Genomic DNA, 25641 nt, shown 5'->3' with positions numbered 1-25641 from the left:
CGCTTCACAAGACGATCCGTCGCCCATGCCCACTCTTCCCCCAACTCTTGCCCCCAATCTTCCAATTGACGCGCTCCTGCCCGAGCTTGCGCGTACGCTGACCTCAAAAACCGCCTGCCTGGTCCATGCCCCTCCTGGCAGCGGCAAAACCACGCGTATTCCCCTGGCCCTGCTCGACGCGGCCTGGCTGGGCAGAAACAAGATCCTCATGCTCGAGCCCAGACGACTGGCCGCACGGGCCGCGGCCCGCCACATGGCCGGACTTCTGGGAGAAAAAGCCGGTGAGCGCGTGGGCTACCGCACCCGCCTCGATATTCGGGTCTCAAGCGCCACGCGGATCGAAGTCGTGACCGAAGGCATCCTGACCCGAATGCTGCAACACGATCCCGGGCTTTCAGGCTACGGTTGTGTCATTTTCGACGAGTACCACGAGCGCAGCCTGCAGGCCGACCTTGGCCTGGCCCTATGCCTTGAGATTCGGGACGCACTGCGCCCGGACCTGCGACTGGTGGTCATGTCCGCCACACTGGACGCTGCGGCCGTGGCCGAACTCCTTGAGCCATGCAGAATCCTAAGCTGCCCAGGACAGCCACATGAAGTGGAAACCCGTTATCTGCGTCTGTCCGGGCGTTTTCTTGAAGAACGCATGGCCAGGGCCATTCGTCATGCCCTGGCCACGGAGCAGGGGAGCATACTGGCCTTCCTGCCCGGAGCCCGTGAAATCAGGCGCACTGCGGAACTGCTCGAAAACCCCGGAGCCGGAGTCGAAATTCACCCCCTGCTCGGCGCCCTGACCGCCATCGAACAGGACAAGGCCATAGCTCCCCCGATGCCCGGCACGCGCAAGATCGTCCTGGCCACGGCCATCGCCGAGACATCTCTGACCATCGAAGGAGTGCGCATCGTCGTCGACAGCGGTCTGGCCCGATTGCCGCGCTTCGATCCCAAGAGTTCCATGACGGTTCTGGTCACGGAACCTGCCTCCCTGGCCACCGTGACCCAGCGCCGAGGCCGGGCCGGACGTACTGAACCCGGCATCTGTTTCCGCATCTGGGACCAGGCCGACGAGATCAGCCGCAAGCCCTTCCCCGCTCCGGAGATGCTGGAAGCCGACCTAGCCTCGCTGGTACTCGACCTGGCCCTGTGGGGCGCCACCGACCCCGGTGCCCTGTCCTGGCTCACGCCGCCCCCGGCCGGGCATTACAAGAGCGCCCTGCATCTGTTGCAAAGCCTGGAGGCAGTGGACGACAAGGGACGCATCACCCCCCACGGCCGTGAAATGGCGCTCCTGCCCCTGCATCCGCGCCTTGGACATATGGTGCTCACGGCCAAAAAACACAGCCTCGCCCCAACCGCCGCCTATCTGGCCGCAATCCTGGGTGAACCGGGCCGGAGCATGCGCGGTTCCTCGGACCTGCGCGATACGCTGCGCACTCATCCCAATCCCCTTTCACGCAAAGACACCCTGCGCGCCAGTATGGAACAGATCGCCAGGCTGGCCTCGGTCAAACTGGAACAGCCCGACCCGGAAGCCGCCGGAATCCTCACCGCACTGGCTTACCCGGACCGCATCGCCCGCCGCCAGGAGGACGGAACCTATCGTCTGGCCAGCGGCCGCAAGGCCGTGTGGCCTGGACCAAACGTCCTGACAGGACACGAATTTCTGGCCATTGCCGATCTGGACGGAGACGCGGCCGGAGCAAAAATCTGGCAGTCTGCCCCGGTTTCGCTGGGTGAATTGGAAATGCATTTTGGCGACCAGCTGCGCGTCATCGAGGAAGTATGGCTGGACTTGGCCAAGGACCGCGTGATCAGCCTGCGCAGGACCATGCTCGATGCGCTCTGCGTGAAGGAGGAGAATCTCGCGGCCGATCCGGAAACTGTGACCAAGGCACTGCTGCAGGGACAAAAGGATCTGTCGCGCCTGAACTGGAATGACGAATGCACAAACCTGCGGGATCGGATCATGTTTCTACGCGGCCTGGATCCAGAGGGATGGCCGGACATGTCCGATGACGCATTGCTTCGCGATATCGAGGCTTGGCTCGGGCCCTTCGCAACTGGCGCACGCTCCGGTACGGATCTGAGCAAGATGGAGCTGTTTCAGGCGCTCAAGGCGTTGGTCGGATGGAAGAAGTTGCGTGAACTGGATCGCCTTGCACCCGAATTCATGACCGTCCCTACAGGGGCGAAACGCAAGATCGACTACAGCCCCGAATCCGGGCCTATCCTCCCGGTCAAATTGCAGGAAATGTTCGGCTGCGCCACCACACCCACCCTGGCAGACGGACGCCACCCCCTGGTCCTGCACCTGCTCTCACCAGCCGGCCGCCCCCTGCAAGTCACCCGTGACTTGCCCTCGTTCTGGAAAAACGCCTACCCCCTCGTCCGCGCCGAAATGCGCGGACGCTACCCCAAACACCCATGGCCCGAAGACCCGGCCACAGCCATGCCCACCGCCAAAACAAAGAAGGCCATGACACCAAGATAAAGGCATGCCTCCGGCGGGCAGGGGACTCGCCCCCTGCACCCCATTCACATATTTCTTTCTTCACACCCGTTCGCACCAGCTCAAGCGTTCCGGCGTGGGCCGGGCAAGGGTTGTCGGCTGTTTGACCGAGCTTGGCATCGTTTGCTTCCCGGCCGTAAGACGAACAACGCGCTGCTCCCTGCCCAAAGCTCAAGGTCGGGAAGCATTACGAGGCCCGCGAGGGAGTTCCGGCAGACCTTGCCCGGTCCGCGCCGGAACGCGTATCCCGGCGAAAGCCATGCCTCCGGCGGGCAGGGGACTCGCCCCCTGCACCCCATTCACATATTTCTTTCTTCACACCCGTTCGCACCAGCTCAAGCGTTCTGGCGTGGGCCGGGTAAGAGCTGTCGGCTGTTTGACCGAGCCAAGCATCGTTTGCTTCTCGGCCGTGCCGCGCACAACGCGCTGCTTCCTGCCCGAAGCTCAAGGTCGGGAAGCATTACGAGGCCCGCGAGGGAGTTCCGGCAGACCTTGCCCGGTCCGCGACGGAACGCGGCATCCTGACACGATCCCTCGATAAAAAACAAAAGGCACCAATTCCCGCTGCCGCGAAAATTCGTGCCTTCACCAAGAACACCCGACAAGTCGCCCCTATCTTTTGCGAATCTGCCTCTTGTCCCCAATACGCATGGTGATCTTTTCCTTGTCCAGGTACTCGAGCACCGGGATGGCGAATTTGCGCGTCAACTCTGTCAGATCGCGAAAATCTTGGGGGCCCATCTCCTGGTTGGATTCGAAGAAGCTCCGCACGCGACCGATGATTTCGTCCATGGCCGACTTGGCGTAATAAAATTCCTCACTGACCTTGATGAGCACGCCCTCTTCCATGAGCAGCCGGAACATCTGCGCTACATCCTTGGCGGTCAGCCCGTTTTCCTCCAGAAAAGCCTTGGTTGTCGGCGGCATGAATCCCGCCTGTACATAAGTCGTCTCCATGAGCGTGCGCAGACCCGACTGATCCGAGGCCAGGGAGACCACGTGTCCGGGCAGGCGCAAGATGTCGGCTTCGAGCAGCACCTGTCCTGATTTGACCAGCCGCTCAACCAGAAAGTGCACCAGCTTCGGGTGCATACCCCGACCGAATCCGGAAATCAGCTCGGCCCGTGACAGGCCCTGACGCATGGGCTCGCGGCGATGGTATTCGCCCAGGTATTCAAGGCAGGCCCCGGCCAGACCGTCAAGCACGTCCGCGCCCACGAAGCGTTTGTCGTCGCGGTCGAACTGGAAGGCCAGCTGTTTGCCGCCCAAAATCTGCAAGGTCTTATCCAGGAGCTTGGACTCCATGTCGGTCATGATGCGCAGCTCAGCCACGGTCAGCCCGCCGCGCCCGGCCAGCCGCAACTGAGCCAGAAGAAGCTCTTCGCCCGTGGCGGCGCCCAGGCTGGACAGGGTTTCCATATCCTTGGAATGACGGCGAACCTTGCGACCCAGGGGATTGATGATCCGCCCGCCGGCCACGGTCTGAAGGGGCGAAAACGAACGCACGATGCAACGATCCCCGTAAACGCCGGGCAGTGGACGCGGAAAGCGGACCTGACAGACCGCCGTCTCGCCGGGTTCGAGCTTGTCCCGGTCGAGAAAGAAGAGCTTGGCCAGGATCTCGCGCGAGCCGTGATGAAAATGGACTTCCGTACGGTGCTTCAAAGGGTTGGGCGAAGACGACAGGCAGGTCATCTCCACATCCCAGACCGGCGACGGAAAAAGGGTCTGGGGATGCGCCAGCACTTCGCCGCGCTCAAGCTCCGCCACCTCCAATCCATAGAGGTTGACTGCGGTGCGCTCACCGGCCCTGGCCACTTCGGCCGCCGTGCCATGCACCTGCAGACCGCGCACCTTGGAGCGGTGCCCGGACGGAACGATCTCGATCTCCTCGCCCAGACGCAAGGCACCGGAAATGGAGGTACCGGTCACGACCGTGCCATGGCCTTTCATGGTGAAGACGCGGTCCACGGGCAGACGGAACAGATCCGAACGCCGGTCCGGGGCAAAGGTCGAGGACAGTTCAGCGACATAGCCTTTAAGCTCTTCCAGCCCCACGCCCGTATGGGCCGAAACCGGGACAATAGGCGCGCCTTCCAGAAATGATCCGGCAAGATACGTCTGAACCTCCTCGTGCACCAGTTCAAGCCAGTCTTCCTCGACCATGTCCGTCTTGGTCAGGGCCACAAGCCCGGCCCGGATGCCAAGGAGCGAACAGATTTCAAGGTGCTCCCGGGTCTGGGGCATGATGCCTTCGTCGGCGGCGATGACCAGAAGCACAAAATCGATGCCCGCCGCACCGGAGACCATGTTCTTCACGAAGCGTTCGTGGCCCGGCACGTCGATGATGCCAAGGCGCACCTCGGGGGTCAGGTCCAGGTAGGCGAAGCCGAGCTCAATGGTGATGCCGCGCTTCTGCTCCTCGGCCAGCCGGTCGCAATTGATGCCGGTCAAGGCCTTGATGAGGCTCGTCTTGCCGTGGTCGATATGTCCGGCCGTACCCATGATGACAGGCATGCGTCTCTCCTAGCAGGCCGCTGAAAAACGGCGATCTGCGGCGTCAGCGAAAAAATCCAGACCGCTTATGTATGTCACAATACACCGCGCGTCCTGGATTTTTTCGTTTCCTTGCATCTCACCATTTTTCAGCAGCCTGCGAATTATTTGATTTTGGGGCGGCCTGCTAACTGCGGTAAAAAGCGTTGTAGGCGTGTACCGTGGCCAAGAGATCGGCCTTGGAGCTGATCTCGAAGGGGCTGTGCATGGACAGGACTCCGGGACCGAAATCGATGATCTCCATGCCGTAAACCGCCAGCTCCTTGGCCACCGTGCCGCCCCCGCCCTCGTCCACCTTGCCCATCTCGGCCATCTGCCAGGGGATGTTCTCTGCGCTCAGCAGCTTCCTGAACCAGGCCACGTATTCGCAGTCGGCCTCGCTGGCTCCGTATTTGCCGCCATGGCCGGTAAATTTGGAAAAGACCGGGCCATACCCGAGCAGGGAGGCGTTATATTTGTCATGCACATCCTGATAGTCCGGGTCCATGGGGCAATGCACGTCGGCGGACACGGCCTTGGTCCGGCCCAGTACGTGACGCAGCCGGGTGCCCGGCTCCCAGGCATCGAGGATGTCTTCCAAGGCGTATTCCATGAAACGGGATTTGGCGCCAGTCGCTCCGTCGGAGCCGATCTCCTCCTTGTCCCACAACAGCAGAATCTGGGTGTGATCCCCGCTTGGCGCGTCCATGAAGGCCTTGAAGGCCGCGAACACGCACAGCCGATCGTCCTGACCGTATCCGCCGAGAAGCGCGCGGTCGAGGCCCACGAACCGGGCCTTGCCCGAGGGCACAATCTGCAACTCGGCGCTGTAAAGGTCTTCCTCGCGAATGGCGTAACGCCCGTAAAGAAGCTCCAGCACACGCTGCCGGACCTTGGCTTCCTCGTCGGTCTCGGCCGGTTCATGGCCGATGGCGATATTGAGCTTCTCGGCCACGAAAGCCTTCTCCACTGTTTCCTCGCGCTGCTTGCGGGCCAGATGCGGCAGCAGGTCCAGAACCGTGAAGACCGGGTCAGCCTCGTCCTCGCCGATGCAGACCGGAATGACCCGGCCGTCCATGTCCACGATGGTGCCGTGCAGCGCCAACGGCCTGGCCAGCCACTGATATTTCTTGAGGCCGCCGTAATAATGCGTCTTCATGAGCGCGACCTGACATTCCTCGTGCAACGGATGCTGTTTGAGGTCCAGATGCGGGGTGTCGGCGTGGGCCGTGATCAGGCGCAGGCCCTCGGCCAGGGGCTTCGTGCCCCGCCGCGCCAGGATGGCGGCCTTGGAACGAAAAGGCAGGATGACCAGATCCTGACGCAAGTCATCGGAAAATCCGCGGGCCGCAGCCTGCTCCGCCACCCAGGCGATGGTTTCGCGTTCGGTCTTGCACCGGGTCAGAAAGTCAAGGAACTCGCTGGCCAAAAGATCCATGGCAGCCCTGTCATCGCTGGCCGTGTAGCGTTCCCAGCAACTTGCCGCCTTGTGCTTCAACACCTCATCCATCGTAAGCCTCCCCTTGCAACACGGGCAAGCGCCCGGAAACGAAAAAAAGGGAGCGGAATCACTTCCTGCTCCCCACAAAACCGAGGACAATCCGGCATCAATCCATCTTGTCGAAAAACTCTTTTTCCGCGCCGCACTTGGGGCAGACCCAATCCTCGGGCAGATCCTCGAAAGCGGTGCCGGCCGGAATGTTGTTTTCCGCGTCGCCTTCCGCCGGATCATAAACATAGCCGCACGGACATTCCCATCGTTCCATGGCCATAGAAGCCTCCATTGAATTTAAGGTGAACGAGTCTACTCTCGTCAAAAAGCCTAGCTTTTCTTCTTCAGAGCCTCGGCCAGGGCGCTACCCAAAGAGCCCATGTCGGCTCCTGAAGATTGGGGCTTGTAACCCTTCCAGTCCGACACTTCCTCTTTCTTGCCGGTTCCAAGGCTGATCTTGCGCTCACGGGTGTTCACGCTCTCGATGCTGACCACCACGGTATCGCCGGGAGCCAGCTTGTCGTATTTGATCTCGCCGTCAGCCCGGGACATGACCGACTGGGGCAGAAGTCCGGTCACGCCCGGCTCCAGGGAAATGAAGAGACCGAACTGCTGGCGTTTCTCCACGGTGCCCTGCACGGCCTGGCCCACGGGATATTTCTCGGCCACATTGAGCCACGGATCACCTTCGGCGTCACGCATGCTGAGCGAAATGCGCTGCTTCTCCACATCGACCTGCTTGATCACGGCCGCGACCATGTCGCCGACCTGGACCACGTCGCCGGGCTTGTTGATACGCTTGGCGTAGCTCATCTCGCTGACGTGAACCAGTCCTTCGATGCCGGGAGCGATCTCCACGAAGGCGCCAAAATCCATGAGCTTGACCACCTTGCCGGTGACCTTGTCGCCATCCTTGAAGCGATCGCCCACGGTCTTCCAGGGATCATCCTGCGCCTGCTTGATGGACAGGGACAGACGGGTCTCGCCGGGCTTCTTACCCGCGCTTGTGCCCAGATACTTGACCCGCACCTTGTCGCCCATGCTCAGGATCTCCTCGGGGCTCTGGATTCTGGCCCAGGAAATCTCGGAAATATGCACCAGCCCTTCCACGCCCGGAACCAGCTCCACAAAGGCTCCGAAAGCGGCCAGGCGGGTGACCGTACCCTCGACGATGTCGCCTTCGCTGACCGTCTCGAAAAAGCTGGCGCTGGCCTGCTTCTGCTCCTCTTCGAGCAAGGCCCGGCGGGACACGACGATGTTGCGTCCGTTCTCGGAAACCTTGGTGATCCGAAACTGCAGAGTCTGCCCGACATAATCCTCGGGGGTCGCGACGTAGCGCGCATCGATCTGGGAAACAGGACAGAAGGCACGATGCTTCAATACCTCTACATGAAAGCCGCCCTTGATCTGCTCGCGCACTTTCCCTTCCACCGGCACGCCGCTGTTATAGGCGTCTTCGAGCATATTGAGGCCGCCGATGCCGGTCAGTGCCTTGGACAAACGCACGCTGTCGTCGGTCACGCCCACCACGTAAAGTTCCAGCGTATCGCCCTCGGCGACACTCAGCTCTCCGTCGTCGTTCAGCAATTCCTCGCGGTCCACGATACCGTCCACGGCCGCTCCGCAATCAATGAAAGCGGCCTTCTGACCAATGGAAATCACTGTACCGGAAATCTTGTCCCCTGCCTTGAGGGCTGTCTTGCGCTGGGATTCATAGGATGCGAACAGCTCGGCAAAATCTTCACTCATGATTGACTACCTTACTTCACCGTAAACCGTCATTCGAAACGGGTAATGGAGTTAATGGACACCTGATCGGCGGGTGCGTGTTCGTGATCGCCCTGGGCCTTGACCCGGACTTTTTCAATTTTCTTGACCACATCCATCCCGTCAATGACCTGACCGAAAACGCAATAGCCGAACTCGTCCTCTCCCTGATGATCAAGGTCCGGGTTATCGACCGTGTTAATAAAAAACTGGGCGCAGGCGCTGTGCGGATCGGCGGTGCGAGCCATGGCCACGGTGCCTTCGACATTCTTGAGGCCGTTTGCGGCCTCATTGGCGACAGGCGGCCGGGTAGGCTTTTCGCGCATCATGTTGTCGAGTCCACCGCCCTGAACCATGAACCCTTTCACGACCCGGTGAAACAGGGTGCCTACATAGAAATCATCGTCCACATAACCCAAAAAATTGGCCACGGTCAGCGGCGCCTTGTCCGCGAACAGTTCAACCAGAAATTCTCCTTTGGTCGTGTCCACCAGGACCACCGGATTGCTCATTCTTCCCTCCAGAAAATGGTCTCCAATAAAGGAGCATAAAAATATACGGCTCTCCCCAATTTGGCAAACTCTTTGCCGTGTCCCGGCCAAATGGTTTCCCGGGAGCAGCAGGCCCCTGAAACGAAGCGAATATCACATGGCGCACTCATGCCCGCCAAGCAGGGCAACATGCCTGGATCATTCGCCAAAAAAGGTAAAAAAGCTCATCTTCAAGGCCGTGCGGGCGTGACTTCAACCCGAAGCAGCCGCACACCGCCGAGCCCTCACTCGCTCTTGCCCTTGCGATAACCTTCCTTGAAATCGTCGGCTGCGTTTTCAACGCCCTTGACCGTCTTGCCGGTCACTTCACCCACGGTCGAACACCCGACGCCCAAAAAGGCCGCCAGACAGACCAGCACCACCAATTTTTTCAACATCAAAACCTCCATCACGGACGTTCGCCGGGACTTCAAAGCCCCGCCGCGTACTACGTTCAATCCTGCCTGCCTTTTTTGCAGGCGGACCTGTCGCAGAGACCTCCCACCTTCCAGCCGTCAAACGAGGCATAGTCCTCGCGGGGCTCCACATGGATGGTGGTCTGGCTGCCCGGCAGGGCTGCCTTTATGGCTTCCTCGATCTCGCAGCACAGGTCGTGCGACTGCTGCACCGTCATGGCTCCGGGCACGAGCAGATGAAAATCCACGAATCTGACGACTCCGGATTTGCGTGTGCGCAGAGCGTGAAATCCCGATTCGATCCCGCCGATGCGCCTTATGGCATCCGTGATCAGGGCAACTTCATCCGCGGGCAGACCGACGTCCATGAGCCCCGCGACCGACTTGCGAACCAGGCTCAGTCCGGTCCAGACGATGTTGACGGACATGACGAGACCCAGAATCGGATCAAGTATCTGCCAGGACGGCGGCGCGAAATGCATGACCGCCAGGGCGGCCACCAGTCCGGCCGATGTCCAGACATCGGTCAGCAGGTGCCTTGCGTCGGCCTCAAGCACGATGCTGTCGTATTCGCGGGCGGCCCGGAGCATTATCCTGGCCACTGCGAAATTGACGACGCCGGCCAAGGTGGCCACGACAATGCCCGTTCCCAGGAAATGCAGCTCCTGCGGATGCAAAAAACGCTGCACCGAGGCGTAGGCGATACCTAGCGCCGCGATACAGATCAATATGCCTTCCATGCCGCTGGAAAAATACTCGACCTTGCCATGCCCGTAGGCATGGCTCTGATCGGCCGGACGATACGCCAGGATAATGGCCATGAGCGCAATGAGTCCTGCGGTCAGATTGACCACGGACTCCACGGCATCGGAAAAAAGCCCCACCGACCCGGTCAGGAAAAACGCCCCGAATTTCAGGGCCATGGTCAAAAGCGAGGCGCCAATGGAAAGATAGGCGTATTTCCGGGCGTGGGCCAACATCGCGGACCTCTTTAGATTTCAGGCGCTCCGGCGGGAACCAGACAGATGAATGTCAGCGCGGAGTCTCCGGCGTTGCGGATTTGATGCTCCTGGTCCCCGGGCACGAAGACCGCGTCTCCCGGAACGACGCGGGTCCATTGACCGTCGTGGTACACCTCGCCTTCGCCTGCGTGAAAAAAGATCTCGTGCTCCCAGGCGTGGGCATGGCGCGGGGTATGTCCGCCCGGCGCAAGATCAAAGCGGCGCATGCAGAAATTGTTTGCGCCGTCGATTCGCCCGATGACCACCCTGCCCGTCACCCCCCTGGCGGCTTCCGAATCAAAATGCACGGCCTGTGCGGCCTCGGTAGGCATGATTTTCATTTTATCCCTTCCTTCCGGCGTGTTGCAAAGCCGGTTCAGTAGTTCCAGACATCAAAAAAATTGAATCCGATGAGCACATGCACATCCTTGCGCACGGCCAGAAAAACACTTCCGCGTACCGGACAGTAGGAAAATTTTCCGTTGTCCAGCATCCAGAAATCGTCCGTACGATCCTGGACAATGGCAAAGGAGTGCCTTCTGCCCGCGAACTCAACCGAAACCACGCCGAGTGAATCGTCGGGAAAACCGGCGTCACGCAACCGGTGCATGATGGCTATGGACTGATCCAGGCTGATCCCGCGTCCCTCGTTCATGGTTACCGACGAAGGACGCCAGAGATCTCCGAGCTCGTGCCTGATCTCAAGCAGGGTGCGTCGGTGGATGCGACGCATGAGCGACAGGTCCACTGTGCCCTTGAGCTCCTTGGTGGGGCGGTCGTTTTCAAACGTCATGGACTCCATCTGCGCCTTTTGCCAGGCGCAGACATCGTCATAAAGGGGGCTGTTGCGAACCCGGTCGTTCTTGACCAAGGATCTCCTGCCCGGCCGCAATCCGTAAAGACGGGCGCGCAGGGCCGACAGCATGTATCCGGACCAGTATTTCAAGGCATTCATTCATTGCTCCTCGTCGACGGTGGACGCTTCTTATTCAAGATCAGAGCGTTGTTTGTCAATTTATGCGAAATCCCGAGCCTCGTTGACAAAAAACAAGACCACGCATATTGATTGGGTATTCAATTTAAAGAGTTAGCCTGATTTTTCGCCTTCGCGTTCTCCACTGTCCGCCGGGGAGGACATTTTTCAAAGCTTCGGATCACCCTATTTCGTTACCCACCATCAGACGCACGAGAAAAACCATCATGGCTATGGGACCGACAAAAAAAGAACTGCTGCTCAAGGCTGCCAAGGAACTGTTCAGCGAACACGGTTATTCGGAAACGACGTTCAAGAAAATCTCGGAACGGGCCGGCGTGGCCCTCGGGCTTCTGACCCATCATTTCGGCAACAAGGAAAAACTCTTCCTCACGGCCGGTCTCGATGTCGTACATGAACTCGTCCAGACCATGCGCACCAACCTGCAAGGCGTCCCCAATGGCCTTGAAGCGGTCCGCATTTTCGCCAAGACCTATTTCGACTTCGCCCGCAATCCCCGTCAGGATTTCATGGTCCTGGTACGCTGCTCGCCGTTCAGCGATCTGAAGACCGTCGAAGACAAGGACGTGATGATCCGCAACTTCTCGGAACTCTACGAAATTCTCGAAGAGTGCGTGAAACGCGGGGTACGGGACGGCAGCATCCGCGATCTCGACCCTCACAAAACCTCGGTCGTCGTTTTCTGCAACCTAGTCGGCGGCATCCGACACGGCCTCTTGACCCCCTACGGGGACGACGGCCTGTTCGACGATATCGTCGATTTTGTCATTTACGGCCTAAAAGCCCGCTAGCCGGGAACTTCCTCCGTTTTCCAAGTGGCCTTTTGCCCCGGCAAGGTATATCGGGAATCAATCTCCCGGACACCTTTTCACCATCCTCTCGGACGGTGCAGGAGCAAACCATGCTTGAAAAAAGAAAATGGCCACGATTCGCATGTCTGGAACCTTGCGACATGCTCCCTGCCGCGAACAATCCCGCCAAGCGCCCCTCGCGGGTTCTCAACTACTGCTACAACGGGCTCCTGCTCGAAACGAACATACCGCTTGGTGCAGGACAATACGTCAAGGTGGATGTGCAGGGGAGTGCCCTCGGCAACAAAGTGACCGGGATCGGAAAACGGGTGGGACGCGTACGTTGGTGCTTGGTCCGACCAGAACAGTCTTCCGACTGTTTCGAAATGGGCATTGAGATGCTCGGCGGCGTCAGCGACGAAGTCCCCGGCTAAAAAATTCTCCGCTAGAAAAGTCGGTTTCGGGCGGCCCGAGCGACTCTTCGCCGGGCGCATCAAGCATTCAGGCATCAAGCCCGCGTCAAATCGGCCAAGCATTGGCAACTCCCGGAAGCATCCTTGCGGGAAACAAGTGCTTGAGCTTGACGTCTTACACGGCTATGAGGGCCCATCAATTCCTCGCTAAGCCCGGGTGTGGCCGTGCACCGCCGATCGACGCATCATCTGGGCCATCGCTTAAACCGCATATGGACGTATGACAAAAAAGAATCGACATAAAATCCACCGGCCTGCCAACCTGTCCCTGAAGCGCAAATCCGCGCCTTCCAGGCTGACCATGCCCTTCTTCGCCTTCCTGGGCGCGCTGCTTATCGGGGCCGCCATTTTTTTCAACTTCCTCTCCCCCAACGAAACGCAGTCCAGCATCGACTGGAGCGCTCAAGGCATCGCCACCCGCCACGAATACCAGGACATCAAAGACGACGGAGCATTCGCCGAACAGGAGCAGGAGAGCGAGGAACTGCCCGAGGCATGCGCCCCACGGGAGCCTGAAATCACTCGCATGAGCGACACGATAAAGCGCGGCGATACTCCTTCGACCCTCCTGGAAGGACACCTCGGACTCTCCGAGATCTATTCCCTGTGCAACGAAAGCAAGGATTTCTATCCCCTGGACAGCCTCAGGGCAGGCCAGCCCTGGACCATGATCTATTCCAACAAGGCCCTGGTCGGCCTGGAATATGAAATCGATTCCAACGAACGCCTGGTGGTTTCCCTGACCGATTCCGGCTATGAATTCCGGCGCGAAGCCATTCCCTACGAGATGGAAACAAAGAACGTTTCGGGAATGGTTGAAAGCAGTCTGTTCGGAGCGGTGACCTCCGCCGGTGAAAGCGAGGAACTGGCCATCAGGCTGGGCAACGTTTTCGCCTATGACGTGGACTTCACGCGAGACCTGCGCACCGGGGACTCTTTTAGGGTCATCGTCGAGAAAAAATTCAGGGAAGGCAAATTCGTCGGCTACGGGCAACTCATGGCGGCCAGCTTCACCAACCAGGGGCAGACCTACCGCGCCTATCAATATACGGACAAGAAAGGCAACACGGCCTACTACGACGAAAAAGGACGTCCGCTACGCAAGGCGTTCCTCAAGTCTCCGCTGCCCTTCACTCGCATCTCTTCCGGCTATTCCATGAGCCGCATGCACCCCATCCTGAAATACAGACGTCCGCATCAGGGCATCGATTACGCCGCGCCCACCGGAACACCGATCAGCACGGTCGCCGACGGAATTATCGCGCAGGTGGGCTCCAACAAGTCCCAGGGCCGTTTCGTGCGCGTGATCCACAGCAACGGCTATGAGACCATCTACAATCACATGAGCAAATTCGCCAAGGCTTCCAAGAAAGGCGCCAAGGTGAAGCAGGGCCAGACCATCGGCTATGTCGGCAGCACAGGTTACGCAACGGGCCCGCATCTTGACTTCCGCATGAGGCAAAACGGCAAGCTCATCAACCCCTTGAAACTCAAGACCATGCCGGCCGACCCCATCGCAAGCAAGGATATGCCTGCCTTCAAGGCCGCCGTGGCCGCTTACATGGCACAACTCGAAGAGCCCGTTCAGTCCGCAAGCCTGGAGCAGCCCCCCACGCCCAATCCATAGTCCGGGGAGCCGGATTTTTGTTCCGACACTCCCTTCGCGCACAGCGCCTGCCACCGACATACCGGGCCATGTCCTGACCCGCGAGGATCATTGCTGCGCAATCTGCTCCGACGGCCTCAGGCCCAGGCGCGCAAGACAGACTTCCCGTCCGCCATCAAGCCGACGCATCTGCAAAAGCACCTCGCCGTCTTCCGTCAAGCCGTGCCGAACCTCGACCTTGTCCCCATCCCTGACCTCCCGCGCGTGACGAATGCGCACTTGGCCAAAAGGCGTTTTCATGCCGAAAAGGCCCAGATGGTCCATGATCCAGTCCAAATAACGCAGGTTGTTCATATGCCCCAGGGCATCCATGTCACTTGCGCGGACAGTGCGGATGTCCGAGGGACAACCATCCAAGGGTGCCTGCAATTCCGGCAGGGGCCGCTCAAAGACCGGCGCCAGCATGGCCTCGGCCGGCAGATGAAAAAAGGACTCGGCCTTGCATGGACGTCTTGTCGCAAGATCCAGCCCGAGCCAGGCACTGGTGCCCCGGGCGACCAGTTGCCCGCTTTCGTCCAGGATGCGGTAATCGCGATGGCAGAGAATCCTTTCGGCCCGTGTCGGCCAGGTCGTGATCCGCAACACCTCTCCCAGTCCGGGGTATCGCGTCACGTGCATGGCCTGTTCGCGCAGCACCCAGGCCATGTTCTTTCCAGCCAGCCGCTCCATGCCAACCCCAAGGCGCTCGGCATGCCCTCCCGCGCTTTCCTGGGCAAATCGGCACAGGGACGCCAGTGTTACCCTACCGGTTGCGTCCGTATGAAAGAGCTGAATCTTCCTGCCCTGCTCGAAAATCATCCCGCCTACTGTATCCATCTGCAATCCCTTTTTTTAAGACAGTTTTTATCCAGGTCGACGTCGTTCCAAAAAAACCCTTGAACAAGGGGAGCCGGCCAGCCTAGATACTTCAATATAAATGAACGTCGAGTGCGAGAAACGACGCACAGTCTCGCGCGCGACGTTTTGCAGTCACCTTCAGACTTCACGCCATGGCAATCCGCACGTCCGCGAGCACCTTGCCTGAGGCACGCGCACATGATTTTTTTGCGACGCCCATGGGTCCTTGTTGCATGATCGACCGAAGATGCTTAGGAACCCGAATAGATCTAAAACGATGTCCTAGCCGATCATGTACGTTTGACACACGAAAAACCCGGAGGAGTAATTATCGAATCCCCTTTTCCGAGCAAAAACACGATCTTGATCGTTGACGACGAACCCGTCAACATCAAAGCCCTCGAAATAGTCCTGGGCGACGAGCATGATCTCACCTATGCCACCACGGGAGAAATGGCTCTGGATATGGCTCGCGCCGAGCCCCAGCCGGACCTCATCCTCATGGATATCGTCATGCCCGGTCTGGATGGTTTTGAAGTTTGCGCAGAACTAAAAAAGGACGAAAAGACCCACAACATTCCAGTCGTTTTTCTGACCGCCAAATGGGAAACCAGCGAAGAGGCCAAGGGGCTCGAACTTGGTGCCGTGGACTACATACGCAAGCCCTTCAGCCCCCCGATCATTCGCGCCCGGATACGTAATCATCTGGAGCTCAAGAGAAATCGAGACCTGCTCGAAAACCTGTCCACCCTGGACGGACTGACCAACATCCCCAACAGGCGCAGGTTCGACGAAATTTATACTCATGAGTGGACCAGGGCCCTGCGCACAAAATCACCCCTGTCCCTACTTTTCATCGATATCGACCACTTCAAGAACTACAATGACCTCTATGGCCACATGGCCGGTGACGACTGCCTCAAGGCCGTAGCCCGGGTTCTTCAGTCCTCGCTTGGCCGCCCCGCCGACTTTCTGGCCCGCTTCGGGGGCGAGGAATTCATCATCCTGCTCCCGGACACAAGCGAGACGGGTTGCCTGCACCTGGCGGAAAATATCCGCGACGCCCTGAAAAAATTGCATCTCGAACATCGGGATTCCTCGGTCGCCGATTACCTCACCGTGTCCATCGGTGCGGTGACCTGCAACGATATCGCGCAGTGCGACCGCGCCCTGCTCCTGGAAGAGGCGGACAAGCTGCTCTATCAGGCAAAGCACGACGGCCGGAACTGCGTCAGGGCGAAAAGCCTGCCCTGAGCAAAAGACAAATTGACTTCGCACTCCTGCCTGTCCAAGCTTTGAGCGGGCAGGAGCAAGGGATGACAATCAAAACTTCACGGAGGGCATGATGGAACTGACTGGAAAGAAATTCGTGCTTCTGGTTGAAACGCAATTCAACGACCATGAATTCTGGTATCCCTACTTCAGGCTCAAGGAAGCCGGAGCGCAGGTCGTTGTGGTCTCGGGCAAGGCCGGACAAAGCTATGAAGGCAAATACGGAACGCCCGCCAAATCCGAAAAGGCTCCGGCGGACATCAAGGTGGCCGACTTCGCGGGGATCATCGTCCCGGGCGGATACGCCCCCGACCACATGCGTAGGGATCAGAACACCGTCAGCCTGGTCAGGGCCTTCGACCAGCAGGGCAAGATCGTCGCGGCCATCTGCCATGCGGGCTGGGTGCTCGTCTCGGCGGGCATCCTCAAGGGGCGCACGGTGACTTCCTTTTTCGCCATCAAGGAAGATCTGGTCAACGCCGGGGCCAAATGGCAGGATCATGAGGTCGTCATCGACAAGAACATGATCACCAGCCGCACGCCCGATGATCTCCCGGCCTTCATGCGGGCCATCATCGAAGCCGCCAAGGCTTGAAGGTCAATCCGGCAAAAGAACGTCTAGGGACGATGCAGGACCAGCCGGGCTATTTCGTGGAAAAGCTCCTGCTCACGCACGACACCCACGATCCTGCCGTCCCGCTTGACGGCCACCCGGCGACGGTTTTCCGCACTCAAAAGATCGGCCACCTGCATCAGGTTGGCGTCACTGTCCACCACAGGCGGCCTTGGGTTCATGATGTCGCGCACACATTTGGACTCAAGATCGCGAACCCGGATGTTGAAAAGCCCCTGCCAGAAAATTCCCGAGTATTTCACACCATGGTTGGTCGCGCCGTGCGCTGCGGAAATATAGTCCGGCCGGAGCGCCTCGATCAGATTGCGCATGTTCAGCACGCCCACCAGCTCTTCCCCCTCGAAAACCAAAACTGCCCGATGACCGCACTCCATGATCAAACCTGTGGAAATGAAATTTTCCGCCGCGATCTTGAGGCGCTCTATGCCCTCCCTGACCGTGCTCGACGCCTGCACGCAGGTGTACTCGTCGATGGGGATCATAAGCTCGGCGATGGTCCGCTCCCGTTCCTGGATACCGATCTGTGAACGGACCGCGTCGAGGATGCGAACCACAAGGACATCAATGTCACAGGGTTTGCACAGATAGTCAAACGCACCGGCCTTAAAAGCCCTGCGCGCGGCCCGCTCCTCGCAGTGCCCGGTGAGGATGATGACCCTGGCCGTGGGCTTCATGCCCAAAATTCGCGGCAAGGCCTCGTCTCCGCTCAGTCCCGGCATTCTCACGTCAAGCAGCACAACGTCGGGATTGGCGGTTTCCAGAAATTCCAAAGCCTGATCCCCGCTTTCGACCAAGCTGACCACAAAGCCTCTGTGTTCCAGAATTTTTGCCATCGTTTCCCGAAAACGAGCTTCATCATCAACAATGACAATATGCGGTCTACCCACGGCGAATCTCCTTGTCTCTTCCCTTTGAAAATCAATTGTCCGAAGAAAGTTTCCACATATCGTAAGCCGTCTTGATCCTGTCGAGAAGGTGACTCATTTCAATTGGCTTGATCAAAAAATCAAAAGCGCCACTGGTCAGGCAGATGGCTGCATCATCCGAAGTGGCGTGACCGGTGAGAATGATCACCTGCACGGCCGGCAGGCTGCCCTTGATTTCCCGGAGCACTTCCTGCCCCGTCATTCCGGGCATCTTCAGGTCAAGCACGACCACCTGACACTTCTTTTCCATGAGAATTCCCACCACGTCCCTGCCAATTGAGCAAAGCTCCACGTCAATGCCCTTGCGCCTGAATATCTTGGCCGCGGTTTCCAGATAGCTTTCCTCATCATCGACAAGCAGGACTCGCAATGTATCATCCATAGTCACCTCTTAGTAAGCTCGCATACACATGACAGACCGGGCCTTGATGAAAGAGACCGGCAGGGCGGACGCACCTCGTTCCGTCAATCCGTGGAAGATGTAACCCTGGGCAAGAGGAGAAAAAAAGCCGACCCCTGCCCCTTCACGCTGGTAAAATCCAGAACCCCCTTCATGCTCTCCACTATGCCATGGCACAATGACAACCCAAGACCGGTACCGCTTCCGGCGGGCTTGGTGGTATAGAAGGGCGTAAAAATAAGCTTCTGCTGATCCACGCCGATCCCGCTCCCATTATCCCTGATCTCGACACGCACCTGGTCGGCCCCCTCGGCCGAACATGAGAGTACGATCTCTCCGGGCCTGATATTGGAAACCTCACTGACGGCGTACATGGCGTTGTTGAGCAGATTCAGAAGAACCTGCTGCAAACGGGCAGGATCGACATGCACAAGCAGGCGTGAATCAGGCATGTCGACATGCAGGGCGATATTGCTCAGTTGAATCTTTTTTTGGATCATGGTCAGAACTTCAGGAATGAACTTGCCAAGATCGATGTTTTGCGCCTCGGAGTTTCCCGCCCGGCCGAAACTCAAAATCGAATGGGTGATCCGCGCACAACGGTCGATCTGAAGCTTGAGCTGATTGATGCTCGCAGCCATCTCGTTCACGTCGCCCAAAAAATCGGCGTCCGACGCGGCCCTGTCCCGGAAATCCTGCAACAGCATCTCCATGTAGGCCTGGTCGCTTTTCATGATCTGCAGGGGGTTGTTGATCTCATGTGCAAATCCAGCAGCCATCTCTCCAAGCTCGGCCAGCCGTCCGGCACGATAGAGCTGTTCTCGCAGCACCTCACGCTCCTCGTCACGCTGCCGCAGCATTTTTTCGACGTAGCCGGTCAGGTAAAGCGAAGACAGGAAGACAACAATGCCTGCGGACAGCAGAGACATCCCCAAAAAAAGGGCCGTCGAATCAGTGGCGCTGAAAATCGCGCCCATATGTTTGCGTGCAGCCAGAATCCAACCGCCATGACGCAGGACAACGCTCGAATATGCCGTGTCGGAAGGCGAGTCGTGGAATGCCGTCCCGACTCTTTCCATGAAGACATGTTCAACCAGCCCGCGCTCTCTGGTCAGAATCTGTCCGCCACTTCCGGCAATGACTTCACCTTCCCGGTTGACGAGAAACAGTTCGGTTGCCCCGCCACGTACATCCATGAGCATCTGGGCAAAAATTTCCAAATCAAGGGAAGCGCGCAGGATGAGCGGCTCATCGCCGGAGGTTAACCGCAGCGCCACAATGCAGTGAGGCAGACCCATCTGCCCGGAGATGACGCCACTTACGCTGCTACCCCTTTGCAGCGCCTCATCCAGCCATTGTCCTGGGACGATGTGCGTGCCCGTGTAAACGCTGGGCCCCACATAAGCCTTCACCAGCCCGTCTGGATCGACCAGGGCGACATCGACAAGCCGCTTGTGCTTGACGGAAAGTCTGTCAAAAACAGTACGCAACCCGTTGGAATCGGGATGTTCGGACAGATGGACCTGGGCCATCGTCAAGTCACCCAGGAAATCATCCAGAAAAAGGTCGACGACTCGGGCGCTGCCTGTTGAAAGGAGCGTCAATCTGCTGAGCGCGCCCTGCTGCACATGATTCCAGAAAAGATATCCACCCGTCCCAAGTGCCAGCAGCACGGGAATGAAAGGAGCCAGTAGCATGGCCGCGAAAAAATTCCGCTTTATGGTCTGTCTTGTGTACTGACGCATGTCTTCCCGCTACCGAACCCCAGCCTCTTCAAACGCCGTGTATGTTGTCTCCACTATTGTCTTCAAGGCTACGGGCTTGAGCAGATAGGAATAGGCCCCGTAGGCCATTCCACGCAGCCCCATTTCCTCGCCGCCGTGCCCCGAGAGCAGAATGACCTGGATCTTGGGCCATGCGAGCTTGATCTCGCGCAAGGTCTCGATCCCGTCGATTCCCGGCATCATCACATCAAGGATGACCACATCGAAATGCTCTTTGCCAAGCAGCAGCAGCGCCTCCTGCCCGCCACCCACTCCCGCGACCTTGAACCCCCTGCGCTCCATGCGCTTGACCAGGGTTTCAACAAAATCCTGCTCGTCATCGACCACAAGCACCGACGGGCCAGCATGTACAGTCACAATCTGCGAATTATTCCTTTCTGTCATGATGTTTCACCGGCAAAAGGATTGTAAATTCGGTACCGTGGCCGACTTCGCTGTCGAAGCGGATGATACCGCCCAATTTATTGATTATGGAGTAACTGATGGAAAGTCCAAGCCCCGTTCCCTCCCCTACTCTCTTGGTCGTGAAGAACGGATCGAAAATGCGCCGCTGGACCTCCTTGTCCATGCCCGGACCATCGTCACGTATGCTGATGTGTACCATATCCGATTCATCCTCGTAACCTGTGGACACCGTGATATTGCCGTTACGATCTATGGCATCGATGGCGTTGTTGAGGAGATTGAGAAACACTTGCTGAATCTGGGCGGCATCGGATTGAATAGTCGGCAGATCCTGAGCCAGTTCCCAGATGAGCTGGATGTTTCGGAACCGGATTTCATTGTCCAGAAAAGCGCTCGTCTGCTTGAGCACATCGTTTATATAGAGATCGTTGCAGACTGGTTCCATTCGCCGTGCAAAACCCAGCATGCGGTGCACGACCTTTCCCGCCCGTTCGACATGATGCTCGATTTTATCCACGGCATCCCCGAATTCCTGAAAATTCGGACTCGCCTTCACGTCCTCTTCCTCCAGCAAATCCCGCATCCAGCCCGCCTTTTCGCGGATAACGGCCAGAGGGTTGTTGACTTCATGCGCCACGCCAGCGGCCAGCTTTCCCAGCGCCGCCATCTTGCTGGACTGGATCAGCTCCTCGTTGAGTTGCGCCTGCTCCCTGTCACTGCGCTCTTGCTGTGCGACGATCATGCGCGTGATCATAAGGGTGCCGACTATGATGAAAATGATGCCCCCACCCACCACGGCCCATGTCGCCGTCTGGGTCTCAAAGAGGGGCTGGAGTTCTCCGCGCATGTCCTCCTCGATTACGAGAAGCCAGTTTTTCTGCTCAAGCCAAATCCCTCCGACGAACACTTTCTTTCTCTCGGACTCGAATTCAGCAACTTTGGCCCCGGAAAATGGGCTGCCAAGAAACGCCGTGTAGATTTCCTGGCTTTTGTTTCCGAACCTTGGTTTTGTCTGTAATTCGCCGTCGCGATTCACCAGGTAGGCGTCACCAAGATCCCCGAGCTGCAGCCAGCGCACCAAAGAATCAAAAATATCCGAGTCAATGGTGGCCCGCAAAATCCAGACCTTGCCTTTTTCCTGTTTCTTTACGGCAATGATCATGTGAGGGAAGCCCCGAAAGCCCTCAAACACGTCTGAAACGAAGATCTTTCGGACCATTACCTGGTTGAACCATTTCTCGTTTTTGTAATTCACATCAGAGAGATTGTATGGGCCGGAATAGCTGACGTGCACCCCCTCCTCGTTAATGAGTCCCAAATCGATAAACGTGCGGGAACTCAGCTGCATCGTGTTCAGAATCTGCTCAAGCTTCTCCTGGGAGGAGAGGTCTTCAATGGAGTGGGAGTAGGCAAGGGTGCGCAACTGGGAAATCTGTTCACGCAAAAAGAGATCGATTCCCTGGCGTTTGTTTTCGGCCAGAGTCACCAGATTGGAGCGGACTTTGGTATGGTAGGCCGACGCGAACATGGAGTACATGGTCACACCCAGAACGATAAGCGGAATGAGCGAAAAACCCAAGGCCGTGATGGCAATCTTTGTCCCGAGATCCTTGAGCCCAAATACAGACATACGTGCTCCTGAGGAATGCTTCCGTATACAACCAGTGAAATGACCCTTTATTCAACCTAGCGGATCATCCATAGCCGACCCCGGAGGAGGGCGCAACAGCGATACCGCTCAGACCGAATCGCCGCCCATGGGCCACACGTAGCGTGTCGAGGGACCACGTCCTACCCTGATCAGCAGGGCGCGGCTGACCAAGTCCTGGAGGTCATAGCTCGCGGTTCTCTTTGAAATCCCGCCATCGAGAAGACCGAGCAGATCCTTGCTCGAAATGCTCCCGTGCGCACGTACATACTCGCATGCGATGACCTGGCGGGAGTTCAGATCCAAAGGCAACACTGCGTCCTGTTTCTTTATGTCGGTTCTTGCGGCCAACGAATTTTCAAAACCGACCCCATTCTCCCGCACATACGGATCCGCACTCTCGCTGATTGCGTCATCCTCATTTCTTGCCTTGCCGTTTATGCCCAATTGCTCGGCCTGGATCACGCGCCCCTCGGACATCACGGCCGCCGTTATGATCACATGTTTGAGTTCACGGATGTTGCCTGGCCAATCATAGGAGATAAGGGCTTTCAGGGCCCCGCGCGAAAGGGCGAGACCAGATCTTCCAGCCATGTGTTCCCCCTCTTTCAGGAAGTGCATGGCCAAAATCGGAATGTTCTGCCGTTGCTCCCGTAACGGAGGGGTTGTGATGGTAATGACTTTGAGCCGGTAATAGAGATCCTCGCGGAATTTTACTGCGCCGATCAGGGCCTTCAAATCGACATTGGTGGCCGTAATAAGTCGTACGTTCACATCCACATCCTGGTCGCTGCCGAGCGGCTTGATCTTGCGTAGAGACAGCGCTCGCAACAAGGCTTGTTGGACCTTCATGGATGCGGACTGAATCTCGTCCAGAAACAGCGTCCCGCCATCGGCCTGAAGAAAAGCGCCGCGCCGGTCACCTTTGCCGTCCGTGAACGCCCCTTTGACGTGACCGAACAGGGAGTCAAGCAGAAGATTCTCGTCCAGTTCCCCGCAATTGATGGAAATGAAAGGTTTGCCATTTCGGGATGACAGGCGATGCACGGCTTCGGCTGCCAATTGCTTGCCCGTACCGGTTTCGCCTTCGATAAGCACGTCCACTTCGACCTGGCTGGCCTTGATGATATCGCGTTTCATTTGCTTCATGTACGGCCCCGAACCGACAAGTTCGGGAAAATCCGCGTCCAGCAAGGACACGGTGGACCCCATGCTCAACTCCGCCGGCTCTTTCAAAGCCACGGACTCGATCTTGAGGTCTTTTGACTTGATTTCTTCGAATTGCGCCTGCAGCGTCCTTATCATGGAATTAATCGAATCCTTGAGCATCTCTGCCTCGTAGCCCGTCTCAATCAGGCGTACCTCCTCCCACTCTCCTCCCTTTTCCGTGAGAGACTTCACCGCATAGGCAAGCTCCTGCAGGCCAAGCGTGGTGCCCCTGGCCACCAGTGCGATGGCCAGCACCAGAACCAGTACGGAAATGGCGCTGATGATCAGCATGACATCAATATGCCGGTATCCGGCGAGGTCGACCAGAACGCTCCGGTCCTCATAGGCGACTCCACCGATGATTCTGGCGTCCTGATCCGGGCTCAAGTGCAGGCGTACCGGGGCGTAGGCAAGAAAATGATCACTGTAGGCCGAAGCGGACTCCGCACGATTGAGTGGCCGGATAATGTTCTTATGCCCCTTGCGAACATCCTCGACGGTCCGCCAATAATTTTCGTTCCAATCCGAAGGCCGGAAAGCCTCGGGCATACCGGGTCTGCCCAGAGTGCCGGTCAAGGTCGTCCGGATATTCAAGGTTCGCAAAGGCGCCTCCATTTCATTTTCCGATTCGGATTGGAAAAGCACCCATCCGCCGACATCGAAAAAAAAGGTATAGCGCTGGAACTTTGGATTCCGCGAAAAAGCGAAAACAGGAGAATTGGACGATTCATAGAGAGAGAGCACATTGCGGATCATCTGGGCGTTCAGGGAAAGATAGACGTAGCCGCTCAATTCTCCATCAGGGTCCACATAGGGAGTCACCATGCGCAAAGCCACAAGAGACATTCGTTCACGTGGATTGTCGGCACTCGGATACGGGGTCTCCACCTCACCGAACTCCGAAAGCCACACGTCTCCGACTTTCAGTCCGCGAACATGCGCATACAGAAGTGCAGGTCCGGGCCGGATGCCGTCCACTTCATCCTGCGTCAGCAGTTGTTCTTCCCCCCCGCGACTCACAAAAACAACAGGCTCTTCTTCACGCAGGGGCATGAAGCCAAATTCTGCAAACTCAAGGCCATCGAGTTCCCGAATATTCCTTAGATAGCGGGCCGTATCCTCCGCGCTCATGGGATTGCGGGCCGCGAAAAGCAGCTGCCGCTTGCAACGCTCCAGCAACGTTTCCACCGCATAGGCGGTGGAAACGGCATGAATCCTTGAGTTGCGTTCAAGGGCGAGGGAGATGAACTCCGATGACGCCCAGTATGTTGCATACCCCATCAGCGCGAGCACGATGAGGGACGTGGGGATAAGCGTCACAAGCAGGCGCGTTCGGAGTTTACGCCTGGCGGGAACAGATCCACCGGGGCGCATCCGGGACACCCATTCCAAAAAGATCTTCAGCTTGACCATGCTCCCTCCATCTTCTCGCCCCTTTCCGGGGCAGCCTCAAATCGTGCAAATCTTCCTTCCCATTATCAGTTGCGAAATACTTTGTTCAAGAAAAAAAAGGGCAATTTATAGCAAAATTCTGCAATATCATTGCCGCACAACTGAAAACGCAAACTCTTTGTGAATTTTATATCAAAATAATTTTATTTAAAAACAGATAGTTAAATAAAAAAACGTACATCGCGCAGATAAACTTGGCACAGGAATTGTTACTCACTCCGCAGTGTTTGCAAGATTATTTGATGACTTGAAATCGGCAATAAACCTGTGTCGGAAGCGAAGATGGTGCACAATCATCAATTCCGGCCCAACCCCAAGGAGCGATGGATAATGGAAGCATCCGTAAAAGATTTCATGGTCCCCATAGCCAAATTCCCCAGAATATCGGACACGGCCACTTTCTCAGGAGCGGTCATGGCTCTGGAGAGGGCAAACGAGGAATACCTTTCCGGAAAGCGCGAACAGCGCATCCTGCTGGTGACCGACAGTGAAAACAAGGTCGTCGGCAAGCTCTCTCCCCTCGACGTGGTCCGCGGGCTCGAACCAGACTACGAAAAACTGGTCGACGAGCAGAGCAGCGTGTATGTTGAAAAGTTCAGCTACGTGATCCAGCCCATGAAAGAGCAGACCACCTTGTGGGCCAAGCCCCTGGATGACCTCTGCACAACCGCCAAGGATGTCTTGGTCAAGGATTTCATCCAACCTGCAAAATCGTCCCAAATCATAGATCTGAACGCCAACCTGAACAATGCGTTCCATCGTTTTGTCATGTTCAAACACGACTCGCTTTTCGTCATGGACGGCAAAAAGCTTGTGGGTCTTTTACGTTTTTCTGATGTGTATGGGGAAATCAGTCGCAGAATAAAAGAGTCTTGCGGCCTTTAATGTTGTTTCGAGATG

Annotated in this window: 23 protein-coding genes; 7 read left to right on the top strand and 16 right to left on the bottom strand. The window is 57.6% G+C overall.

What is annotated here, in order from left to right; translation table 11 throughout:
- The first annotated feature begins 25 nt into the window (after window positions 1–25).
- The gene (gene hrpB, locus BMZ40_RS03455; RefSeq protein WP_092372730.1) at window positions 26–2491 is read left to right on the top strand and encodes an ATP-dependent helicase HrpB; all 2466 of its coding nucleotides are present in this window, start codon (window positions 26–28) and stop codon (window positions 2489–2491) included.
- 630 nt (window positions 2492–3121) lie between these two features.
- Here the strand turns inward: hrpB and selB are convergent.
- From selB to BMZ40_RS03415, 9 genes are all read right to left on the bottom strand, one after another.
- The gene (selB, locus tag BMZ40_RS03450; protein ID WP_092372729.1) at window positions 3122–5026 is read right to left on the bottom strand and encodes a selenocysteine-specific translation elongation factor; all 1905 of its coding nucleotides are present in this window, start codon (window positions 5024–5026) and stop codon (window positions 3122–3124) included.
- Between the two features lie 166 nt (window positions 5027–5192).
- Window positions 5193–6554: an aminopeptidase gene (locus tag BMZ40_RS03445; RefSeq protein ID WP_092372728.1), complete on the bottom strand. Its 1362-nt coding sequence runs from the start codon at window positions 6552–6554 to the stop codon at window positions 5193–5195.
- Between the two features lie 97 nt (window positions 6555–6651).
- The gene (locus BMZ40_RS03440) at window positions 6652–6810 is read right to left on the bottom strand and encodes a rubredoxin (RefSeq protein ID WP_043812375.1); all 159 of its coding nucleotides are present in this window, start codon (window positions 6808–6810) and stop codon (window positions 6652–6654) included.
- A gap of 56 nt (window positions 6811–6866) precedes the next feature.
- Window positions 6867–8285: a 30S ribosomal protein S1 gene (locus BMZ40_RS03435; RefSeq protein WP_092372727.1), complete on the bottom strand. Its 1419-nt coding sequence runs from the start codon at window positions 8283–8285 to the stop codon at window positions 6867–6869.
- 29 nt (window positions 8286–8314) lie between these two features.
- Entirely contained in the window at window positions 8315–8815 is a 501-nt protein-coding gene (locus BMZ40_RS03430) for a peptidylprolyl isomerase (protein ID WP_092188381.1), read from the bottom strand.
- Between the two features lie 263 nt (window positions 8816–9078).
- Window positions 9079–9231: a hypothetical protein gene (locus tag BMZ40_RS19460; protein ID WP_177192999.1), complete on the bottom strand. Its 153-nt coding sequence runs from the start codon at window positions 9229–9231 to the stop codon at window positions 9079–9081.
- 56 nt (window positions 9232–9287) lie between these two features.
- On the bottom strand, window positions 9288–10229 hold the full coding sequence (locus BMZ40_RS03425) for a cation diffusion facilitator family transporter (RefSeq protein WP_092372726.1): 942 nt from the start codon (window positions 10227–10229) through the stop codon (window positions 9288–9290).
- Between the two features lie 11 nt (window positions 10230–10240).
- Entirely contained in the window at window positions 10241–10591 is a 351-nt protein-coding gene (locus tag BMZ40_RS03420) for a cupin domain-containing protein (protein ID WP_092372725.1), read from the bottom strand.
- A 35-nt stretch (window positions 10592–10626) separates the two neighbouring features.
- A complete protein-coding gene (locus BMZ40_RS03415; RefSeq protein WP_092372724.1) occupies window positions 10627–11205 on the bottom strand; it encodes a hypothetical protein in 579 nt (192 codons plus the stop codon).
- 245 nt (window positions 11206–11450) lie between these two features.
- Here BMZ40_RS03415 and BMZ40_RS03410 point away from each other — a divergent pair, with 245 nt between their 5' ends.
- The 3 genes from BMZ40_RS03410 to BMZ40_RS03400 all read left to right on the top strand — a co-directional run bounded on the left by BMZ40_RS03410 (window position 11451) and on the right by BMZ40_RS03400 (window position 14135).
- A complete protein-coding gene (locus BMZ40_RS03410) occupies window positions 11451–12035 on the top strand; it encodes a TetR/AcrR family transcriptional regulator (protein WP_092372723.1) in 585 nt (194 codons plus the stop codon).
- Window positions 12036–12145: 110 nt separating this feature from the next.
- Window positions 12146–12469 (top strand): hypothetical protein, encoded by a 324-nt coding sequence (locus BMZ40_RS03405; protein ID WP_092372722.1) that lies wholly within the window; start codon window positions 12146–12148, stop codon window positions 12467–12469.
- 259 nt (window positions 12470–12728) lie between these two features.
- Window positions 12729–14135: a M23 family metallopeptidase gene (locus BMZ40_RS03400; protein WP_092372721.1), complete on the top strand. Its 1407-nt coding sequence runs from the start codon at window positions 12729–12731 to the stop codon at window positions 14133–14135.
- Between the two features lie 87 nt (window positions 14136–14222).
- On the opposite strand, the gene BMZ40_RS03395 is transcribed toward BMZ40_RS03400, so the two are convergent.
- Complete coding sequence (locus BMZ40_RS03395) at window positions 14223–14990, bottom strand: acyl-[acyl-carrier-protein] thioesterase (protein WP_092372720.1); 768 nt, start codon at window positions 14988–14990, stop codon at window positions 14223–14225.
- Between the two features lie 384 nt (window positions 14991–15374).
- Here BMZ40_RS03395 and BMZ40_RS03390 point away from each other — a divergent pair, with 384 nt between their 5' ends.
- Both BMZ40_RS03390 and BMZ40_RS03385 read left to right on the top strand, forming a co-directional pair.
- On the top strand, window positions 15375–16265 hold the full coding sequence (locus BMZ40_RS03390) for a GGDEF domain-containing response regulator (RefSeq protein WP_245751017.1): 891 nt from the start codon (window positions 15375–15377) through the stop codon (window positions 16263–16265).
- A gap of 91 nt (window positions 16266–16356) precedes the next feature.
- Window positions 16357–16878, top strand: coding sequence for a type 1 glutamine amidotransferase domain-containing protein (locus tag BMZ40_RS03385; RefSeq protein ID WP_092372719.1), 522 nt, complete (start codon window positions 16357–16359; stop codon window positions 16876–16878).
- Window positions 16879–16901: 23 nt separating this feature from the next.
- Here BMZ40_RS03385 and BMZ40_RS03380 read toward each other — a convergent pair whose 3' ends face one another.
- From BMZ40_RS03380 to BMZ40_RS03355, 6 genes are all read right to left on the bottom strand, one after another.
- Entirely contained in the window at window positions 16902–17804 is a 903-nt protein-coding gene (locus tag BMZ40_RS03380) for a response regulator (RefSeq protein ID WP_092372718.1), read from the bottom strand.
- Window positions 17805–17835: 31 nt separating this feature from the next.
- Complete coding sequence (locus tag BMZ40_RS03375) at window positions 17836–18225, bottom strand: response regulator (protein WP_092372717.1); 390 nt, start codon at window positions 18223–18225, stop codon at window positions 17836–17838.
- 83 nt (window positions 18226–18308) lie between these two features.
- A complete protein-coding gene (locus BMZ40_RS03370; protein WP_092372716.1) occupies window positions 18309–19988 on the bottom strand; it encodes a sensor histidine kinase in 1680 nt (559 codons plus the stop codon).
- Window positions 19989–19997: 9 nt separating this feature from the next.
- Window positions 19998–20411: a response regulator gene (locus BMZ40_RS03365; RefSeq protein ID WP_245751016.1), complete on the bottom strand. Its 414-nt coding sequence runs from the start codon at window positions 20409–20411 to the stop codon at window positions 19998–20000.
- Window positions 20395–22062 carry a sensor histidine kinase gene (locus BMZ40_RS03360; RefSeq protein ID WP_092372714.1) on the bottom strand — a complete coding sequence of 556 codons (1668 nt, stop codon included), beginning with the start codon at window positions 22060–22062 and terminating at the stop codon, window positions 20395–20397. The genes BMZ40_RS03365 and BMZ40_RS03360 overlap by 17 nt, the downstream gene beginning before the upstream one ends.
- A 108-nt stretch (window positions 22063–22170) precedes the next feature.
- Complete coding sequence (locus tag BMZ40_RS03355) at window positions 22171–24702, bottom strand: sigma-54-dependent transcriptional regulator (protein WP_092372713.1); 2532 nt, start codon at window positions 24700–24702, stop codon at window positions 22171–22173.
- Between the two features lie 369 nt (window positions 24703–25071).
- Between BMZ40_RS03355 and BMZ40_RS03350 the strand changes: the two genes are divergently transcribed.
- The gene (locus BMZ40_RS03350) at window positions 25072–25626 is read left to right on the top strand and encodes a hypothetical protein (protein WP_092372712.1); all 555 of its coding nucleotides are present in this window, start codon (window positions 25072–25074) and stop codon (window positions 25624–25626) included.
- Window positions 25627–25641 lie beyond the last annotated feature (15 nt).

It is taken from the genome of Desulfomicrobium apsheronum, from assembly GCF_900114115.1.
Classification (GTDB): Bacteria; Desulfobacterota; Desulfovibrionia; order Desulfovibrionales; family Desulfomicrobiaceae; genus Desulfomicrobium; species Desulfomicrobium apsheronum.
This window is presented reverse-complemented; position numbering and strand designations above follow the sequence as displayed.

Coding starts and splice junctions, on each gene's coding strand:
- BMZ40_RS03385 (WP_092372719.1), top strand. CDS start 16,357: ATGGAACTGACTGGAAAGAAATTCGTGCTTCTGGTTGAAACGCAATTC.
- BMZ40_RS03425 (WP_092372726.1), bottom strand. CDS start 10,229: ATGTTGGCCCACGCCCGGAAATACGCCTATCTTTCCATTGGCGCCTCG.
- BMZ40_RS19460 (WP_177192999.1), bottom strand. CDS start 9,231: ATGTTGAAAAAATTGGTGGTGCTGGTCTGTCTGGCGGCCTTTTTGGGC.
- BMZ40_RS03440 (WP_043812375.1), bottom strand. CDS start 6,810: ATGGAACGATGGGAATGTCCGTGCGGCTATGTTTATGATCCGGCGGAA.
- BMZ40_RS03365 (WP_245751016.1), bottom strand. CDS start 20,411: ATGACAGAAAGGAATAATTCGCAGATTGTGACTGTACATGCTGGCCCG.
- BMZ40_RS03410 (WP_092372723.1), top strand. CDS start 11,451: ATGGCTATGGGACCGACAAAAAAAGAACTGCTGCTCAAGGCTGCCAAG.
- BMZ40_RS03430 (WP_092188381.1), bottom strand. CDS start 8,815: ATGAGCAATCCGGTGGTCCTGGTGGACACGACCAAAGGAGAATTTCTG.
- BMZ40_RS03405 (WP_092372722.1), top strand. CDS start 12,146: ATGCTTGAAAAAAGAAAATGGCCACGATTCGCATGTCTGGAACCTTGC.
- BMZ40_RS03350 (WP_092372712.1), top strand. CDS start 25,072: ATGGAAGCATCCGTAAAAGATTTCATGGTCCCCATAGCCAAATTCCCC.
- BMZ40_RS03435 (WP_092372727.1), bottom strand. CDS start 8,285: ATGAGTGAAGATTTTGCCGAGCTGTTCGCATCCTATGAATCCCAGCGC.
- BMZ40_RS03395 (WP_092372720.1), bottom strand. CDS start 14,990: ATGGATACAGTAGGCGGGATGATTTTCGAGCAGGGCAGGAAGATTCAG.
- selB (WP_092372729.1), bottom strand. CDS start 5,026: ATGCCTGTCATCATGGGTACGGCCGGACATATCGACCACGGCAAGACG.
- BMZ40_RS03370 (WP_092372716.1), bottom strand. CDS start 19,988: ATGCGTCAGTACACAAGACAGACCATAAAGCGGAATTTTTTCGCGGCC.
- BMZ40_RS03415 (WP_092372724.1), bottom strand. CDS start 11,205: ATGAATGCCTTGAAATACTGGTCCGGATACATGCTGTCGGCCCTGCGC.
- hrpB (WP_092372730.1), top strand. CDS start 26: ATGCCCACTCTTCCCCCAACTCTTGCCCCCAATCTTCCAATTGACGCG.
- BMZ40_RS03420 (WP_092372725.1), bottom strand. CDS start 10,591: ATGAAAATCATGCCTACCGAGGCCGCACAGGCCGTGCATTTTGATTCG.
- BMZ40_RS03355 (WP_092372713.1), bottom strand. CDS start 24,702: ATGGTCAAGCTGAAGATCTTTTTGGAATGGGTGTCCCGGATGCGCCCC.
- BMZ40_RS03360 (WP_092372714.1), bottom strand. CDS start 22,062: ATGTCTGTATTTGGGCTCAAGGATCTCGGGACAAAGATTGCCATCACG.
- BMZ40_RS03445 (WP_092372728.1), bottom strand. CDS start 6,554: ATGGATGAGGTGTTGAAGCACAAGGCGGCAAGTTGCTGGGAACGCTAC.
- BMZ40_RS03375 (WP_092372717.1), bottom strand. CDS start 18,225: ATGGATGATACATTGCGAGTCCTGCTTGTCGATGATGAGGAAAGCTAT.
- BMZ40_RS03400 (WP_092372721.1), top strand. CDS start 12,729: ATGACAAAAAAGAATCGACATAAAATCCACCGGCCTGCCAACCTGTCC.